The organism is Brevibacillus sp. FW306-2-1A-C05A (assembly GCF_058781555.1).
The window spans coordinates 26,261-42,325 of the sequence record NZ_JBYSWV010000023.1 but is presented as its reverse complement, the minus strand read 5'-3'; the positions used below and the strand labels follow the sequence as shown (position 1 = coordinate 42,325).

Here is a 16,065-nt window from a genome sequence, read left to right as displayed (position 1 = left end):
AGAAAAAAGGAGCGAAGAGTCATTCTTTGCTCCTTTTTCTTTTGCCCGCAGCCAAAAAGCTTGGCTCAAGGCTTTTGCTTCACTTTGGAAATACCGCCGTCGTTGATGTGCACCTGCACGTTTACCGACTCCAGCATGTCGGGGCGAAGCGGGAGCGCGCTGTATTTTTGCAGTCTGTGCCACTCATGCGGGTGCTTGCGATAGAGCGTGTGCCCGAGCTGGAGAGTGTCTGCGCCCAGCTTCAGCCCTTTTTCAAACAGTCCGCGAATCTCTTCCTCGATTTTTTTGGCTGCTTCCGTTTCGATTTCGATTTCCCGCACAGGGCCTTGGCGGAAAAGCTGGGTAATAAAGCCGGAGATGTCGACATCCACCTGAAAAACGACGTTCTCGCCGGGGAGCACCGGACGTATGGCTGCTTTTGGCTTTTCGAGCACGAGCATGGCGAGCGTCTGTTTGTCTTTTTTACCTCCAAAAGCGTACGGACTACATGCTTGTCCATCCAGCGCAAGCCGAGCAGCTCGGAGCGCGGCCAGCAAGCTGTAAAACTGGATGGCGCTGAGCGGCAGGAGCGAGAGCGTCGACGAAAGGAAAAAGAGTCCGGTCAGCCACCAGATCCGTTTTCGCCCGCCAGGTATCATCCAGATTTCCACGATCAGCAGATGGGCGAGCGCGATTCGGGTGAAAGCCCCGCTGAACCATTGGTAAATGCTCAAAAAATCGAGATGCTCGATATAAATGCCGATATTGGCTAGCCGCCACTCTTCATAGGCCGGGTAGCGCAGCTTGGCGGCTTCCGCCGGGCCAAATTCGACGATCGCGCCAATCGTTCGGCCCCAAGGTCAAGTCAATCAGCGACATCGCCAGCGAGAAAAACTGATAGTAAGGCACTTTGCTTTTCAGATGATGCTTCAGAAACAAAAACAGGAGCAGTTCCACAAAGCCGCTTCCCGCGTACATCATGCCTTTGAGCACCGGGGCCATCCCGTTTTCCATGATCGGCAGAAGCAGGCGGTAGTCTTTGTTCTGAAAATTCGTGGACATCACGAAAAACTCTACGACGACTGGCAACAACACCGTCGACGTCATTGCAATGGAGCGTATCCCGAACAGAGCGTTGACGAGACACAAAGCGGCGAAGAGGACAGTGTGAACCGTCAGCGGAGTCTGGGGAGCAAAAGACAGGTTGATCCAGGTGACCGTGTCTGTCATGGTCATCTTCCCGATAATAAAGCAATAGAGAGGTCAGTGGCGCCAACAGGCGGGAAACGAAGAAGCCGTATCGGTTCTGCAACCGAACAAAAAGGTGTTCGCGCCCGGTTCTCAGATAGATAAAGTAAAGAAAGCACGTCCAGATCAGGTAGAGAGCCCCGGCAAAAAGGACGGAAATCCACGAATCTCTCTTGGCGGAGTCGAGCATCATGGGGATGACGATGACATGGTTCATCAAGCCGTTGGCCAGCATCAGTATTGCTACGATTTGAGTAAAAGCTAGTCCGTTTTTCATAGTTCTCCCGCCAGACTGTTCCAGTTCTTTTGTCAGTATTTGCAGGTCGTCTCGATTTATGCGACAGGACAGGCGTGCCTTCGAAGGTTGCATGCATATTTTTGGAAGCTGCCACGAAAGCTAAGAGAACATACTGAGCAGAGGATGGGGAACGGTTCGAGATGACGATGAGAGGATGGCTGAGAAGGAAACGGGTGTCGGCAAAAGACAGAATTCAGCCGTCCCATGCCCACCCGATAAGCGACAGCCTGGGCGAAAATATTAGCGAACTGGAGCGCATATTCACGCTGACACCTGACCTGGTGATTCGCACGTTTGAAAGCAGTATGCTCGAAGGTTCGGCAGCGATCGTGTATTTAACTGGGCTTGTGGAAAAAAACTCCATCAACAACAATGTGCTGCGGCCGATGCTGGCTCAGCGGGATCGGGGAAAAGCGGGAATTCTCGACCTGCTGTCGGTAGGAGATGTCTCGATTGCCCGCGATTTTCGCACCGTTGAAAAGGAGATTTTCGACGGCAGCTGTATCATGTTTGTAGAAGGGCGCAACGAGGCGTTCGTTCTCGATACGCACGGCTGGCCGCAGCGGGCGATTGAGGACCCGCAACTGGAAGCGTCTTTGAAGGGCGCCCACCAGGGGTTTGTGGAGACAGGGATGCAAAATATCGCCCTGATTCGCCGCTACTTGCCTAATCGGGAGTTGAAAATCAAGGAATTTTGGATAGGGGACAGGGGAGCTACCCGGGTGTCGATCCTATTTTTGCAAGATGTCGCACATCCGGAGGTTTTGCAAGAAATGGAGGACCGGATCAAGCAGATCAAGATCGACTCGATTCTCAATACAGGCGAGCTGGCAGAGTTGATTGAGGACAATCCGTTTTCCCCTTTTCCGCAGTTGATGATGACGGAGCGGCCCGATTCGGTGGCCTCGCACATTTTGCAAGGCAAGATCGCCGTCGTGGTAGACCGTTCTCCCAGCGTCTTGATTGGCCCTGCCACCTTTTCCTCCTTTTTTCAAAACGTGGACGATTACAGCACGCGCTGGCTTGTTTCGTCGTTTATTCGTCTGTTGCGGGGGCTGGCTTTTATCATCGCGACCTTTCTTCCGGCTCTCTACATCGCCCTGATCTCGTTTAACTACGAGGTGATTCCGCTCGACTTGATTTTATCGGTCGGAGAGTCGAGAGAGAGTGCCTTTTCCGCCTTTACTCGAAGCGATGCTTATGGAGCTGACTATGGAAATGCTGCGGGAAGCAGGGGTCAGGCTGCCAACGCCCATCGGACAGACGGTAGGCATCGTGGGGGGGATCGTCATTGGACAGGCAGTAGTTCAGGCGGGGATTGTCAGCAACATCATGGTGATTGTGGTCGCGTTTACAGCGATCTCCTCCTTTATCATCCCGAATTACGATATGGGGTCTGCGGTTAGACTGCTCCGGTTTCTCATGATGGTGCTGGCTGCTTTGTTCGGTATCGTCGGGATTATCGTCGGGCTGATGGGCCTCATTGCCCATCTGATCCAGTTGGAATCGCTTGGCGTTCCCTACGGAAGTCCGCTCGCGCCCGCTCGTTTCAGCGACTGGAAAGATTTCTTTGTCCGCTTGCCGTTTTGGACGATGCGGGATCGGCCAGTCAGTACGAGGGCCATTCAAGCGAGAAGGCAGGGAGATAATCGTCCAAGGGGAGATGGCGAATGAAAAAATATGCCTTCAATGAACTGACGGTCTTCCAGTACATTTATTTGATTCACGGTGCGCAGGTAGGGATCGGGGTGTTGTCCATGCCGCGAGAGCTGGCCGAGGTGGCAGGGACGGACGGATGGCTCTCAATTTTGATTGGTTGGTTCGCGGCTATGGCGGTCAGCCTGGTCATCATCGGCATCATGAAGCGCTATCCCGGCAAAACGATTGTGGATCTGCAGCCGTTGTTTTTGGGTAAATGGCTGGGGAAAGTCTGTGTTGCAGGAATCGCCGTCTATTGCGGTTTTGCCTCTTTCACTGTCATGGCCAACACTGCGGCCATCGTCAATACGTGGATTCTTAGTCAGACACCGATTTACATGGTAGTTATTTTGCTGGCCATTCCGGCTTATATGGTTCTCCAAGGCGGCTTGCGGGTGCTTGGACGGTATGCCGAGCTGATCTTTTATCTGACGCTGTGGATGCCGATCGTCTTGGTCACTGTCTTGCCGAAAACGAACTGGCTTTATTTGCTCCCTGTTTTCAAGGAAGGGTGGTGGCCGATTCTGGCGGGAATAAAATCAACGGTTCTGTCTTTTTTAGGATTTGAACTGGCTTTTTTTCTCTATCTTTTTTGCAGAAAAAGCAGTATGCAGTCCTTGGTATCGTTGTGGCCAATACGTTGTCCATGCTGATTTTTATGAACATCACCTTGTTCAGTTTCGTGTTTTTCAACCCCGATGAAATTCTACAATATACGTGGCCAACATTGAATTTATGGAAGGTGATTGAGTATCGATTTTTGGAACGAATGGATATTATCTTTCTCGCTTTCTATTTATTTTACTTGTCTACAACCAGCTTCCCTTATCTGTATTTTTCAGTCTTCTCGTCAAGTCAATTGTTCGGTGCAGCAGATCATCGCAAGCATTTAGGCATCGCTTTGCTGTTGGTTATTTTACTGCTTTGGCTGTATACGCCTACGTTCATGGATTTACTCAAATGGAAGCAGTGGTGGAGCACTGGCGGTTTGCTATTCGGATACGCGCTGCCCGTTCTGGCTTTTGTGCCGATCTGGCTGCTGCGTAGGTCAGTGAAGGAGTGAAGGTTATAAAAAGATACGTACACGTTCTATTGATTTTGTGTGTAGTCTCCCTGCTGACGGGGTGTGTGGATCGGATTGATCTGGAAGACGCGACGATCACCCTGATGACAGGGATAGATCTGAATGAAAAAGATCAGCTTCTCGTCTATTTATCGAGTCCGGTGTTCAGCAAGGAAGCCAAGGATAAGGAAGAGGAGTACGGAGTCAAGATAGAATCGCTCCGTCAGGCAAGAGGACGGTTTGACGGGCTGGTGACGGGCCTTTCGTTATCAGGCAAAATACAGGTGTTCGTTATCGGGAAAAAACTGTTGGAACATCCCGATTGGTTTCCCATTATGGATGTGATGTTTCGCGATGCGCGATTTACGGTGAATGCGCGAGTGATCGTTTGCGACGGGCCGGTCAAGGAGCTGTTCAATTTTAATCCGACGGATAAGCCGCGGCTTCCGCTTCACCTAACCAGGCTGCTCGATAAGGCAAGCCAAAGGAATTTGACAGTAACAACAAGGTTACAGGAATTTCATCGACAAATGTTTGAAAAAGGAGGCACACCGTTACTCGCTGAAATCAATTCAGGACGCTCTGTTAAAGTATTGGGGACGGCACTGCTAAACAAGGGCGGCAAGTACGCTACGCTGCTCGAGCCAAGAGATACGATGCTGTTGCAGATGCTCCGTCATCAAAAGCAGGGAGAGACATCCTTGACGCTTCCGCTTCCCGTAAACGGTGGCAGCAATCACATAGCGAGGGATCGGCTCAGTTTTTTGGTGAATGGCGTCAATCGCTCCGTGAAAACAAGCTACCGTAACAATCGGTTTCAATTCGACGTAAAAATGAAAATTCGCATTTCCATCACCGAAAGGCTGTTTTTGTTCGACATGGAACAAGACTACAGGAAAATGGAGCAAATGATTAGCGAGGAACTGCGCAAAGAGTTCGCAAATCTGGTCACAAAGTGCCAGGAGAGTGGAACAGACCCGTTTGGCTTTGGCGTGTACGCCCGTGCCTATGAGTACGAGGAGTGGAAAAAGGTACAGGAAGATTGGCCGGCGGCATTTGCCAGAGCCGATGTCCGTATTGTGCCGGAGGTGTCGATTATAGGCAATGGCGTCATTAAGTGAGTAAATAGCAGGAAAAAGGAAAAGCACCTTGTCGCCAAGGCTATGGTCCAAGGTGCTTGTTTGTTTTTGCGATACGTATCAGTAGATAGCCTCCCAGCCTGCAGGAGTGACGAACAGGCGGATTGCCTTGATTTTGCGGTCGTCCATCAAGGTGAAGTAGTGGCGGAAGTTCGGCGGTACGGAGATCAGGTCGCCTGGCTCAAGCTCGACGTCGAAGTAGCGCCCGTCTTTGCCCTTGATCGCGAAAATGCCGTGGCCGTCTACGCAGAAGCGGCACTCGTCGTCGGTGTGATGATGCTCGTTCTTGAATTTCACGAGCAGCTCATCGAGGTTAGGGGTTTTGTCAGAGAGGACGATGATGTCGGCAGTCAGGTAGCCGCGGCGCTCGCTGATCGCGTCGATCTCCGGCTTGAAGGCGGCGAGAATCTCCTGTTTTTCTTCCTCTGTCGGGCTGTAGTTGTCGCGGTGCTTGGGATCGAGGCGGTCTACGCCCCATTTTTCGTAAATGATCTCTTGGCTGTCCAGGAAGGAAATGACTTCCTCCGGTGCGGAAATGTACTCGTTAGTGTCGTGGAAACGAATTTGTGCCATCTTGTTTGCCTCCTTGGTTAATTGGTTGTAGTGGACACGACGGCTTGGCGCAGTTGCAGCCAGCGGGCGTGGTACTCGAACAGAAATTCAAATGCTTCCAGGTGGCGCTTCGCTTCAAAGTCGTTGCCGCCCCATGCGTAAATGCCGTGGTTGCGGATGAGCACGCCCGGAATTTCCGGGGTGATGACTTTTTCAATCGCGGCGGCCAGGGTCGGAATATCGGCAAAGTTCTCAACAATCGGAACAGTGATACGCGCGTTTTCCTCCCAAATGCCCAAGCCTTTAATCAGCTCTTGCCCCTGGATGGAGAAGGCGCGCTGGCCGAAGTACAGCTCGGAGATGAGGTTGTTCCAGACGGTATGGACGTGGAAGCAGGCACCTGCCTGCGGGAACTTTTGATAGACGACGGCGTGGATCAACGTCTCTGCGGACGGCTTGAGCGAAGTCGCGTCTACAGGGCGGGAATCTCGATCGACTACGAGGTAGTCTTCCGGCGACAGCTTGGTCTTGTCTTTGCCGCTTGCGGTTACGGCAAATTGCAGCGGCTCGTTCTGGATTTTGATCGAGAGATTGCCGCTGGTACCGGGAAACCAGTCCCGGCGGGCAAATGTCAGCTTGGCGTCGTCCAGACGGCGAAAAGCGTCCAGACGTTGTTCGAGTGTTGCGGTCATGGATTAGACAACCTCCTGTTTCAGTTCGGTCAGCGTGCCAATCACGTCGTGGAAGGTCGCGAATGTGCTGTGCGGCAGCGCAAGCTCCTGTGCCTTCTCGGCGAGGAAGGAGCGGGCGATGACGTAGTCGGCGATCTTTGCGCCAGCCAGGTCCGTGATCGAATCGCCAATGACGACGCGATAGTGAGTGGCAGGGTCGTAGCGGCGAATGATGGTCGTCTTGCACATGCCGCAGCCGTTTGTGCATTGCTCGTCGCAGGAGTGCGGCCACGTGATCGTGATGTTCTCGCCGGAGAAGTCGCTGCCGTTGCAGTAGATCGGGACACCGCTAAGGTCAAACGGAGCGAGAATCGGCTGGACGAAAAAGTCGATGCCGCCGCTCGTAATCAAAAGCTCGATGCCTTCCTCGCGGCAAAAGCGGACGAAGTCAGCGAAGCCGGGGCGAATCGTAGCCTCCTGGACGATGTAGTCTACAATATCCTGGCGCAAGGAAGAAGGGAGCAACTGAAACAGCTTGCCGACGCCTTCCTGTACGCTTATTTGTTGCGAAAGAATTTGTTTGGTGAGTGCTTCCCATTCGGGGGGAGCGAACTTTTTCACAATCGCGACGATGTTGTCTTTTTCCGTAATCGTTCCGTCGAAATCGCAGAACAGCACGAGCTTTTTGCTCATCGTGCGCCACCCCACTTTTCCAGGGCGATGGCAAGCTCAGGCGATCCGGCAGCGGCTTCTTCCAGGCTGCGCCCGGCAGTGACGGCAGCGATTGCGTCGACAAAAGCTTTCGCTCCGGCCGTCGCGCCGCCGGGGTGGCCGTGAATGCCGCCGCCCGCGTTGACGATTTGGTCGAGACCGAAGTCCTGATACAACTGCGGCACGAGTCCGGGATGAATGCCTGCGGACGGAACCGGGAACGAGCGGCGCACGCCCTCCAGCGGCGTCGTCAAGTTGTGGGCGAGTTGCAGCGCTTCTGTCTTGTCCAGCGCCACGTTGCCGTACGGAGACGGGAACAGCACCAGGTCTGCTCCGGCGATCCGCATCAAGGTGCCGAGCAGAAGCGGCGTGGCGATGCCGTAGTCAGGCGACGGATAGTACGCGCCTGCGAGCGCCGGGTGCGCCATGATCGGGACGTTGACATCCGGATCGGCTGCCAGGCGGTGCAGGGCATCGAAGCCGAAGGCCAGCACGTTGAACAGCAGGCAGTCGGCGCCCGCTTCGACCGCGCGTTTTGCCTTTTCGTTCAGCTCGTTGATCGGCCCGGTCAGGTTGGCGGCGTAGAGGACAGGCTTGCCTGTCTCGGCTTCGGTCTCCAGGGCGATCTGTTTGAACGCCTGGATGCGCTCCAAAAACGGTGCGCGGTCGTCCGCGAAGAAAATTTCGTCATCTTTGACCAAATCGACGCCGCCCTGCGCCTGTGCTTTAAATTGCGTTTTCAGATCGTCGAACGGCAGGCCGAGGCAAGATTTGAAAATGCTCATCAGGAGCGGACGGTTTTGGGCGTCCAGTCGTCCGCGCAGTCCGTCTATGCCGAACTTCGGTCCGGGAAAAGCCTGGAGGAACGAGTCGGGAAAAGCGATGTCGACCAGCTTGATTTTTCCGTCCATCGAGAGCTTGCCGAAAATTCCGGTCAAGAGCGAAGGAATGTCGCTGGTGAAGTTGCGGGTCGGGTAGCTGACGGTAATCAGCCCGCGCACATCCCCGTTTTCCAATGTTTCCAGCGGAGTGGCGCTGACGGCTTCGCCTAGGTACGGCGCCAGCTCCGCTTGCTTGGCAGCGGGCAAGTCCGTCCAGGAGCCGACCGTCATGCCGACTGCGATGGCAGCGGCTTTTTTGTTCAAGTCTTTGGCTTGTGTCAAATAGGTGACGAGGATGCGTTGCTCACTCATGCTAGTCCTCCTTGGCAGCTTGAAAAGCTGTCGTGGTCGTTTCGAAACATGTAATCATGCAAAAAAGCCTCCCCACTTGAGCGGGGAGGCGGTTGTCGACTATGAAAACGTCTCGTCTCCTCTCATCTCTCGGGTCAGTAGCCGGAACAAACAGCTCCGACTCTTATCCGTTGGAATTAGCACCGTTTCGCTATTTTTGTCGAACGCAAAAAAATAGCGCCGGTTGCCGGGCATCATAGGGCCAGTCCCTCAGCCAGCTCGCGATAAGAGTTTATGTGGTTCACACGTCATCTATCCGTGTGCGATACACCCATGATATGCCTTCTCGTTCCGCTAGTCAATCTTTGTTTTTCCGAGAATGTGCATCTGCTCACAGGGAAAAGGAGGCAGCAAGTGAAACTTTTTTACTCAGCGTGCGTGGTATCGGATGAAAGGGTGTGGAGGCATTGGGAAAGTAGGCTTGGAGGACGTGTACCAGTTGCACGTAAACGATATATACCGCTATCTTTTCCGGCTCACACGCGATCGGAGGCAGGCGGAAGACTTGACGCAGGAGACTTTTTTTCGCGCGTATGCCTCCCTGGATGACTATCACGGGGAAAAAGTGCGGCCGTGGCTGTTCAAGGTAGCATACCACGCCTTCGTGGACTGGCATCGCAAACAGAAGCGGCGGCCAGTCGATTACGTCGGGAGCGTGCCGGAACGACTGGATGCTTCCGCCGTCGATCCCGCTGACCAGCTCGTGAACCAGGAGTTGTGGGAGGCTGCATCCGCCTGTTTGGAGCGGCTGCCGGAAAAGCAGCGACAGGTGATTTTGCTGTCGGCGATGCAGTTTTCCTACGCGGAAATGGCGGAGGTGCTGGGAATCGAACTGGCGGATGTCAAGCGCTCCCTGTTTCGGGGACGGCAAAAGATGCGGCAACTGTGGAAGGAGGAAGGGCTATGACGAACCAAAACGGGGATGACCGCGAGCAAAAACTGCTTGCTTACCTGAGAGGGGATTTGACGGGCGAGGAAGCGAAACGGCTGGGCGAGGAACTGGCAGACGACGAAGAGTACGGGAAGCGGCTGGAACGGCTATTGCTCGGGGAAGAACAAGGGACAGACGGCAAGCAGGAGGCTGCGCCAGGGCTTTCGGAAGCAAGACAACGGGCGATCGTCCGCCGGGGAAAGTGGAAAAACAGGCTGACGACCTCCTTCTATGCCTTCGCGATTCCTTGCCTCGCGGGTGTGCTCTTGCTGTTCGTAAACGGCTGGGTGGGGACGCTGATGCATGACGATTTGTTCCGGGTGGCACGGGACATGGTCAATTTTACCCAGCCTGGCGTGAGCGTGGGCAGCAGCGGCTCGCAGGTGGGGCTGTTGTACGGCAGCATCGACATGGAGCTGCGAGAGCAGGTTGGCAAGGAGGCCAAAAGCGCTGGCCGCTTTCGGAGCACGAATGTGCTGTGGAACGTGAGCGCCAGACCGGAGTGGACAGGGGGCGTCAGGGAGCAAAAGCTGTTTTTCCGCTATCCGCTATCGGCCGGAGAACCGGAAGAAGACACGTCCTTTTTGCGCACGCCTGCCTGGACGACGCTGGAAAAGCTGCCGGAAGGAACGGTTTCCCAACTGGCGATCTCGTTTGACAGCTTCCTGACGTATGAGCAGTATGTCGAGCTGGTTTCCCGCCATGTCAGCAGCTACAACCAGGAGACGGTCTGGTTTGCCGTCGACACTGGCGTGGAGGTGAAACAAGTTGACGGGGAAGCCGGCAATCTGCTACTCGGCCCGGGGGAGGTCTGGGGCTTTGCCGAGCGGGAGCTGGATTACGGAACCGCGCCGATTCAGGTGAACGGAGAAGGCGAGCGGCGAATGGCCGCCTTCATGGGCGAGATGAAGTATTTGACCGAGCAAAAAAGCTTGGCGCGCGACATGGGCTACGCGCTGCTTTCGGGCGGCAATCCGCAACTCGAGGAGCGCTATCGCTATTTGCAGGAAAAAGGCGTGCGCATCTACGGCGCCGTCCTGACCGGGCCGACGAAGGAGCTGCTCAGGCTCAAGGAGGAAAAGTCGATTACCGCCGCGTTTGTCGGCAAAATCGACTGGTGGAACTGGGAGCGCCCCGCCGCCTCGGGGACGCAGAATAGCTGGTAGAAGGCGAGCCGTTTTTGCAAAAAAAGAGTGTTGACATCGTGGAACCGCAGGTTGTATGATTCAAACTAAATCAAAACCGCATACGTTTGGATACCTTATCCAGAGAAGGTGGAGGGACTGGCCCGATGATACCCGGCAACCGACACGACGCGATTTCAACGCGAGCAGCGATTGAAGCAAAAAGCGACGTGCACGGTGCTAATTCCTGCAGAAACAAAAGTGGTCTGGAAGATAAGGGGGACATGACACGTTATTTGTACGTGACGACAGCGACCTCTTTTCTTCGGAAAAGAGGTCTTTTTGTATGTCACAGCACGAACGCCGATTGCCGCATGACACCGTTTGACCGCAAGGCTGGGGGATATGACCAGTCCGCTACAGATAGAGAGAAACTACTTAACGAGGGGAGTAATCAATCATGGCATACCGCGCATTGACTGAACAGGAAGCAGTAGAGTACGTAAAAGGCTTGCCGGGTCTGTTTACAGAGGGGGCCGAGTTGACCAGCCGCGAAATCGGGGACGGGAACCTGAATCTGGTGTTCGATATTCAGGAGTCGGCTACCGGAAAAAAAGTGATCGTGAAGCAGGCGCTGCCGTTTGCGAGAGTCGTGGGCGAGTCGTGGCCGCTGACCATCGACCGCGCCCGGATCGAGAGCGAAGCGCTTCGCATCCAGCACAAATACGTACCGGACCTGGTGCCGGAAGTGTACCACTTCGATCAGGAGCTGGCCCTGACGGTGATGGAAAACGTAGGCGACCACATCATCATGCGCAAAGGCTTGATTGAGGGCAAGCGCTATCCGCTTTTTCCGAAGCAGATCGGCCGTTTTCTCGCGCACACCTTGTTCTACACATCGGATTTGGGCGCGCATCCGTACGACAAAAAAGCGCTCGTCGGAACATTCATAAATCCGGAATTGTGCAAAATCACAGAAGATCTCGTCTTTACCGATCCGTACGAAAATGCGCCGACCAACGACTTCAACCCGCTGATTCGCCGGGAAGTGGAAGCGATCTGGAACAACAAGCCGCTCAAGCTGGAGATCGCCAAGCTGAAATACGACTTCCTCACGCGCGCAGAAGCGCTGCTGCACGGCGACTTGCACACGGGCAGCATTTTCATCACCGAGACGAGCCTGAAAGCGATCGACCCGGAATTTGCCTACTACGGGCCAATCGGCTTTGACATCGGCGCGGTCATCGCCAACCTGCTGCTCAACTACGCAGGTCAACACGGATTGCAAGAAGACCCAGGAGAACGCGACTCGTACCGCGAATACTTACTGGAAACGGTGGAAGATGTCTGGAACGAATTCGTTTCCCAGTTCGTTCAGCTCTGGCACAAACAGGCAAAAGAGCGCAGCGCTCACGTCGAAGGTTTGTGGCAAAGCTACGTGAAGCGACTGATTCAGGACACGGCGGGCTATGCCGGCTGCAAAATTTTGCGCCGCGTGATCGGGCTTGCGGGAGTGGCTGATCTGAACACCATCGCAGACGATGAAAAACGGGCAGAAGCCGAGCGACTGGCGCTGGCGATCGGAGAAGCGCTGATTCTCGGCCGCAGCAACGTCGACGAATCGACAGACATCACGGACATCGTCCGCCAGGTAACCGCACGCTACTATCAGGAGGCAACGACAGTATGACAACCAGTACACAAACAACGCCAGTCAAGTGGGAAGACGACGCGCTCGTCTTGCTTGACCAGACGCGTTTGCCAGTAGAGACGATTTACTTGCGGCTGACGACCGCAGAAGAAGTATGGGGCTCCATTCGCCGCCTGGAAGTGCGCGGCGCGCCGGCAATCGGCATGGCCGCAGCATATGGATTGTACCTGGGGATTCGCGGCAGCGAGGCACAGACGTACGAAGCGTTTTGGCAGGAGTTGAACCGCCAGGCAGACTACCTGGGCACATCCCGCCCTACCGCTGTCAACCTGTTCTGGGCGCTCGACCGGATCAAGGCGCGCGTGAAAAAAGACGCTGCCCTGCCAATCGCAGAGCTGAAAGCCGCTGTGCTTGACGAAGCGCTGGCGATTCAAAAGGAAGACGCCGAGGTGTGCCGGACGATCGGAGAGCATCTGCTCACGCTGCTGCAAGACGGCATGGGCGTTCTCACGCACTGTAATCCGGGGGCGCTGGCGACGGCAGCGTACGGAACGGCTACGGCTCCCTTTTATTTGGCCAAGGAACGCGGCTGGAATCTGAAAGTATATGCAGACGAGACGCGTCCCGTCTTGCAAGGCGCTCGCCTGACCGCGTATGAATTGCAGCAGGCGGGCATCGACGTCACGCTGATCTGCGACAACATGGCGGCGATGGTGATGTCGCAGGGCAAAGTGCAGGCGGTCGTCGTCGGAACGGACCGCGTGGCGGCCAACGGCGATGTCGCCAACAAGATCGGCACCTACGGGGTAGCGGTTTTGGCAAAGGCGCACGGCATTCCTTTTTACGTGGCAGCTCCCCTGTCCTCAGTCGACCTGGCAACACCGACAGGCGCGGACATTCCGATTGAGGAGCGTCCGGCCGAGGAGATCACGCACGGCCTGGGCAAACAGGTAGCACCTGACGACATCAAAGTGTACAATCCGGCGTTCGATGTGACGCCTGCCCAATACATTACGGCGATTGTCACCGAGACGGGCATTTTCAAACCGGAAGAGATTGCGAAAAGCAAACAATAATCACGCTCATGAGCGTCTGCCAGTTCGCTGGCGGGCGCTTTTTGCGCAAGAAGCGTCCCTGCCGCTTGCCAAACAATGGCTCCGGTCGCATAATCGAGCGTAAGCAGTCGTTTGCCAGTCTTTAGTCGCTGCATCTACATAATATAAGGAGGGCTTTTGCATGAGAAGGATACCGATTAATGAGGAGACGTTTCTCAAACAGCTTGAGCTGTCCGATGCCGCCGAAATGTTCTGGCTCACGGACACCAACAGACCCTACCTGAAGGAATGGCTGCCTTGGCTGAATTTTACGAAGCGTGTCGAGGATACGAGCCATTTTATCCAGCGAACGATCCAGCAGCATAACGACAATCAGGGCATTCACTACGGAATCTGGCACAACGGACGGCTGGCCGGAACGCTGGGCGTGCACAATATTGACTGGATCAACAAGAAAACGGCGATCGGCTATTGGCTCGGCGCCCAGTTCCAGGGCAAGGGACTGATGACCGGGGCAGTGGCGGCGTACATGGACCAGCTTATTTTCGGCTCGTGGGGGCTGGAAAAGGTCACGATTCAGGCGGCGACGGAAAATTACAGGAGCAGAGCGATCCCGGAGCGGCTGGGCTTTCAACTGGAAGGAATCCTGCGCCGCAACGAGTTTCTGTACGACCATTTTGTCGACCATGCCGTGTACAGCATGTTGAAGGAAGAATGGCTGGCAAGACGTAGCTGAAAAAGTTGGATTGACAAAGAAAATTCAGTAAATTACGATGAAGGAAGCAAGAAGGGGTGCGTGATGCGCGCGCCTTTTTTATATATTAGTACAATTACGGTTTCGCCCATGGTTTGGTTTGGCGCAGCCGGGTTTGTCCATTCGCTGGAAAGGTGCAGTTGCCCAGGAGAAAAGCGCTGGCTGCAATTGAGTTCCATACAAGGCTACATCATGGGAGGGGGATCTGCTTGCATACACTCAAGGAGCTATCGTGGTTTTTTCGCGCGTACTGGAAACGGTACACAATCGGTATCTTGTTTTTATTTCTCATCGACGTCCTGATGCTTTGGCCGCCTCGTCTGATCGGAGAGACGGTCGATGCGATGCGCAACAGCTCTTTGACGACGCAGGATTTGACCAGGACGGTTGCGATCCTGCTCTCGCTTGGTGTCGGGCTGTACGCGATGCGTTTTGCCTGGCGACACTTGCTCAACGGCGGTGCGCTGATTTTGGAGCGGACTTTGCGCGAGCGTCTGTTTGCGCACCTGACGCGGATGACGCCGTCGTTTTACCATCGCAAGCGCAGCGGCGATCTGATGGCTGTCGCGACCAACGACATTCCGGCGATCGAGCAAACGGCGAGTACAGGCGTGCTCACGCTGGTCGATTCGCTGTTCATGACGCTGTTGACGCTCGGGGTCATGGTGACGGTCATCGATTGGAAGCTGACGTTGGCGGCGCTGATCCCGATGCCTTTTTTGGCCTGGTCGACCGCCTACTACGGCAGACTGCTGCACGAGCGCTTTTATCTCGCCCAGGAAGCGTTTGGCGAGATGAACGACCACGTGCAGCAATCGGTTTCCGGCGTGCGTGTGCTGCGTGCGTTTGTGCAGGAAAAGGAAGACATTGAAGCCTATCGCCGGGTCAGTGAAAAAACGCTGGAGCGCAACGTGAGCGTATCGCGGATCGACGCGCTGTTCGAGCCGACGATTGCGATCATTATCGGCTTCAGCTTCCTGATCGGGCTTGGCTATGGAACATACCTCGTCTTTACGAGCGCGATTTCTTTGGGCGATCTGGTCGCTTTTAACCTGTACCTCGGGCTTTTGATCTGGCCGATGTTCGCCTTTGGCTGGCTAGTCAACGTGCTGCAGCGCGGCGGAGCGTCCCACAAGCGCCTCTCCGAGCTTTTGGTGGAACAGCCGGATGTGAAGGAAGTCGCCCACCCGGTGACGGCCGAGACGCCGAATACGGTAGAAGCTCGCCAGTTTTCTTTTGCCTACCCGGGCAGTGAAAAGCCTGCGCTCACTGACATCACCTTTTCGCTCGGGGCAGGCGAGACGCTGGGCATTGTCGGGCGGACGGGGAGCGGGAAGTCGACGCTGTGCCGCGCCCTGTTGCATCAATACGAGTTGAAGGAGCAGTCGCTGTTTGTCGGCGGAGTGCCGATTGAAAAACTGTCATTTGCAGCGCTGCGGGAAAAAATCGCCTATGTGCCGCAGGAGCATTTACTGTTCTCGCGGACGATTGCGGAAAATGTAGCGTTTGGCCGGCCGCAAGCGACAGAGGCGGAGGTACTGCACGCGCTCAAGCTGGCGGAAATGAGCAATGATCTGGCCCAGTTCCGCGATGGCCTGCAAACGATGGTGGGCGAAAAGGGCGTGACCCTCTCCGGCGGGCAAAAGCAGCGGATTTCGATTGCCAGGGCTTTGCTGCTCGATGCAGGCATCCTCATTCTCGACGATTCGTTGTCGGCGGTCGACGCCCGGACGGAAGAGGCGATTTTGCGTCATTTGCGCGAGGAGCGCGCCGCCAAAACGACGATTATTACCGCTCACCGCCTGTCTGCCGTGCAACACGCCGAGCTGATTCTCGTGCTGGACGAAGGCCGGATTGTCGAGCGGGGAACACATGATGAGCTGATGCAGCAAAACGGCTGGTATGCGGAGCAGTATCGCAGACAGCAAATGGAGCGGGATGTTGCCGGCTAAGCCGTGA

13 protein-coding genes, 2 pseudogenes and 2 riboswitches are annotated in these 16,065 nt (G+C 55.1%); of the genes and pseudogenes, 9 read left to right on the top strand and 6 right to left on the bottom strand.

Going from position 1 to position 16,065, the window contains the following annotated elements:
* Positions 1-65: 65 nt before the first annotated feature.
* Positions 66-713 carry a Ger(x)C family spore germination C-terminal domain-containing protein gene (locus tag AC3WJN_RS14985; protein WP_492329298.1) on the bottom strand — a complete coding sequence of 216 codons (648 nt, stop codon included), beginning with the start codon at positions 711-713 and terminating at the stop codon, positions 66-68.
* A gap of 49 nt (positions 714-762) precedes the next feature.
* The gene (locus AC3WJN_RS14980) at positions 763-1,209 is read right to left on the bottom strand and encodes a GerAB/ArcD/ProY family transporter (RefSeq protein ID WP_007776502.1); all 447 of its coding nucleotides are present in this window, start codon (positions 1,207-1,209) and stop codon (positions 763-765) included.
* Positions 1,210-1,665: 456 nt separating this feature from the next.
* Between AC3WJN_RS14980 and AC3WJN_RS14975 the strand changes: the two are divergent.
* The 3 genes and pseudogenes from AC3WJN_RS14975 (at position 1,666) to AC3WJN_RS14965 (ending at position 5,407) form a co-directional block, all read left to right on the top strand.
* Positions 1,666-3,199 (top strand): annotated as a pseudogene (locus tag AC3WJN_RS14975) (spore germination protein).
* Positions 3,196-4,286, top strand: a pseudogene (locus AC3WJN_RS14970) (GerAB/ArcD/ProY family transporter). Before AC3WJN_RS14975 ends, AC3WJN_RS14970 begins: the two co-directional pseudogenes overlap by 4 nt.
* Positions 4,283-5,407, top strand: coding sequence for a Ger(x)C family spore germination protein (locus AC3WJN_RS14965; RefSeq protein WP_007776484.1), 1,125 nt, complete (start codon positions 4,283-4,285; stop codon positions 5,405-5,407). The pseudogene AC3WJN_RS14970 and the gene AC3WJN_RS14965 overlap by 4 nt, the downstream one beginning before the upstream one ends.
* A 78-nt stretch (positions 5,408-5,485) precedes the next feature.
* On the opposite strand, the gene AC3WJN_RS14960 is transcribed toward AC3WJN_RS14965, so the two are convergent.
* From AC3WJN_RS14960 to AC3WJN_RS14945, 4 genes are read right to left on the bottom strand one after another with little or no spacing between them, the layout of a single operon-like run.
* Positions 5,486-5,998, bottom strand: coding sequence for a 1,2-dihydroxy-3-keto-5-methylthiopentene dioxygenase (locus tag AC3WJN_RS14960; RefSeq protein WP_005826638.1), 513 nt, complete (start codon positions 5,996-5,998; stop codon positions 5,486-5,488).
* 17 nt (positions 5,999-6,015) lie between these two features.
* Complete coding sequence (locus tag AC3WJN_RS14955; protein WP_005826636.1) at positions 6,016-6,669, bottom strand: methylthioribulose 1-phosphate dehydratase; 654 nt, start codon at positions 6,667-6,669, stop codon at positions 6,016-6,018.
* Between the two features lie 3 nt (positions 6,670-6,672).
* On the bottom strand, positions 6,673-7,341 hold the full coding sequence (locus tag AC3WJN_RS14950; RefSeq protein WP_005826634.1) for a 2-hydroxy-3-keto-5-methylthiopentenyl-1-phosphate phosphatase: 669 nt from the start codon (positions 7,339-7,341) through the stop codon (positions 6,673-6,675).
* Positions 7,338-8,552, bottom strand: coding sequence for a 2,3-diketo-5-methylthiopentyl-1-phosphate enolase (locus AC3WJN_RS14945; RefSeq protein WP_007776480.1), 1,215 nt, complete (start codon positions 8,550-8,552; stop codon positions 7,338-7,340). Before AC3WJN_RS14945 ends, AC3WJN_RS14950 begins: the two co-directional genes overlap by 4 nt.
* A 119-nt stretch (positions 8,553-8,671) precedes the next feature.
* Positions 8,672-8,822, bottom strand: a riboswitch (SAM riboswitch).
* Positions 8,823-8,979: 157 nt separating this feature from the next.
* On the opposite strand from AC3WJN_RS14945, the gene AC3WJN_RS14940 reads away from it, so the two are divergent.
* From AC3WJN_RS14940 to AC3WJN_RS14915, 6 genes are all read left to right on the top strand, one after another.
* Complete coding sequence (locus AC3WJN_RS14940) at positions 8,980-9,498, top strand: sigma-70 family RNA polymerase sigma factor (RefSeq protein ID WP_035316625.1); 519 nt, start codon at positions 8,980-8,982, stop codon at positions 9,496-9,498.
* A complete protein-coding gene (locus AC3WJN_RS14935; RefSeq protein WP_007776475.1) occupies positions 9,495-10,688 on the top strand; it encodes an anti-sigma factor in 1,194 nt (397 codons plus the stop codon). Before AC3WJN_RS14940 ends, AC3WJN_RS14935 begins: the two co-directional genes overlap by 4 nt.
* Before the next feature lie 92 nt (positions 10,689-10,780).
* Positions 10,781-10,926: riboswitch (SAM riboswitch) on the top strand.
* Between the two features lie 180 nt (positions 10,927-11,106).
* Complete coding sequence (gene mtnK / locus AC3WJN_RS14930) at positions 11,107-12,336, top strand: S-methyl-5-thioribose kinase (protein ID WP_005826623.1); 1,230 nt, start codon at positions 11,107-11,109, stop codon at positions 12,334-12,336.
* A complete protein-coding gene (gene mtnA, locus AC3WJN_RS14925) occupies positions 12,333-13,373 on the top strand; it encodes an S-methyl-5-thioribose-1-phosphate isomerase (RefSeq protein WP_005826621.1) in 1,041 nt (346 codons plus the stop codon). Before mtnK ends, mtnA begins: the two co-directional genes overlap by 4 nt.
* Before the next feature lie 160 nt (positions 13,374-13,533).
* A complete protein-coding gene (locus AC3WJN_RS14920; RefSeq protein WP_007776467.1) occupies positions 13,534-14,088 on the top strand; it encodes a GNAT family N-acetyltransferase in 555 nt (184 codons plus the stop codon).
* Between the two features lie 227 nt (positions 14,089-14,315).
* Positions 14,316-16,058, top strand: coding sequence for an ABC transporter ATP-binding protein (locus AC3WJN_RS14915; RefSeq protein WP_005826618.1), 1,743 nt, complete (start codon positions 14,316-14,318; stop codon positions 16,056-16,058).
* Positions 16,059-16,065: the final 7 nt, after the last annotated feature.

Coding starts and splice junctions, on each gene's coding strand:
- AC3WJN_RS14980 (WP_007776502.1), bottom strand. CDS start 1,209: ATGACAGACACGGTCACCTGGATCAACCTGTCTTTTGCTCCCCAGACT.
- AC3WJN_RS14960 (WP_005826638.1), bottom strand. CDS start 5,998: ATGGCACAAATTCGTTTCCACGACACTAACGAGTACATTTCCGCACCG.
- AC3WJN_RS14955 (WP_005826636.1), bottom strand. CDS start 6,669: ATGACCGCAACACTCGAACAACGTCTGGACGCTTTTCGCCGTCTGGAC.
- AC3WJN_RS14950 (WP_005826634.1), bottom strand. CDS start 7,341: ATGAGCAAAAAGCTCGTGCTGTTCTGCGATTTCGACGGAACGATTACG.
- AC3WJN_RS14945 (WP_007776480.1), bottom strand. CDS start 8,552: ATGAGTGAGCAACGCATCCTCGTCACCTATTTGACACAAGCCAAAGAC.
- AC3WJN_RS14940 (WP_035316625.1), top strand. CDS start 8,980: ATGAAAGGGTGTGGAGGCATTGGGAAAGTAGGCTTGGAGGACGTGTAC.
- AC3WJN_RS14935 (WP_007776475.1), top strand. CDS start 9,495: ATGACGAACCAAAACGGGGATGACCGCGAGCAAAAACTGCTTGCTTAC.
- mtnK (WP_005826623.1), top strand. CDS start 11,107: ATGGCATACCGCGCATTGACTGAACAGGAAGCAGTAGAGTACGTAAAA.
- mtnA (WP_005826621.1), top strand. CDS start 12,333: ATGACAACCAGTACACAAACAACGCCAGTCAAGTGGGAAGACGACGCG.
- AC3WJN_RS14920 (WP_007776467.1), top strand. CDS start 13,534: ATGAGAAGGATACCGATTAATGAGGAGACGTTTCTCAAACAGCTTGAG.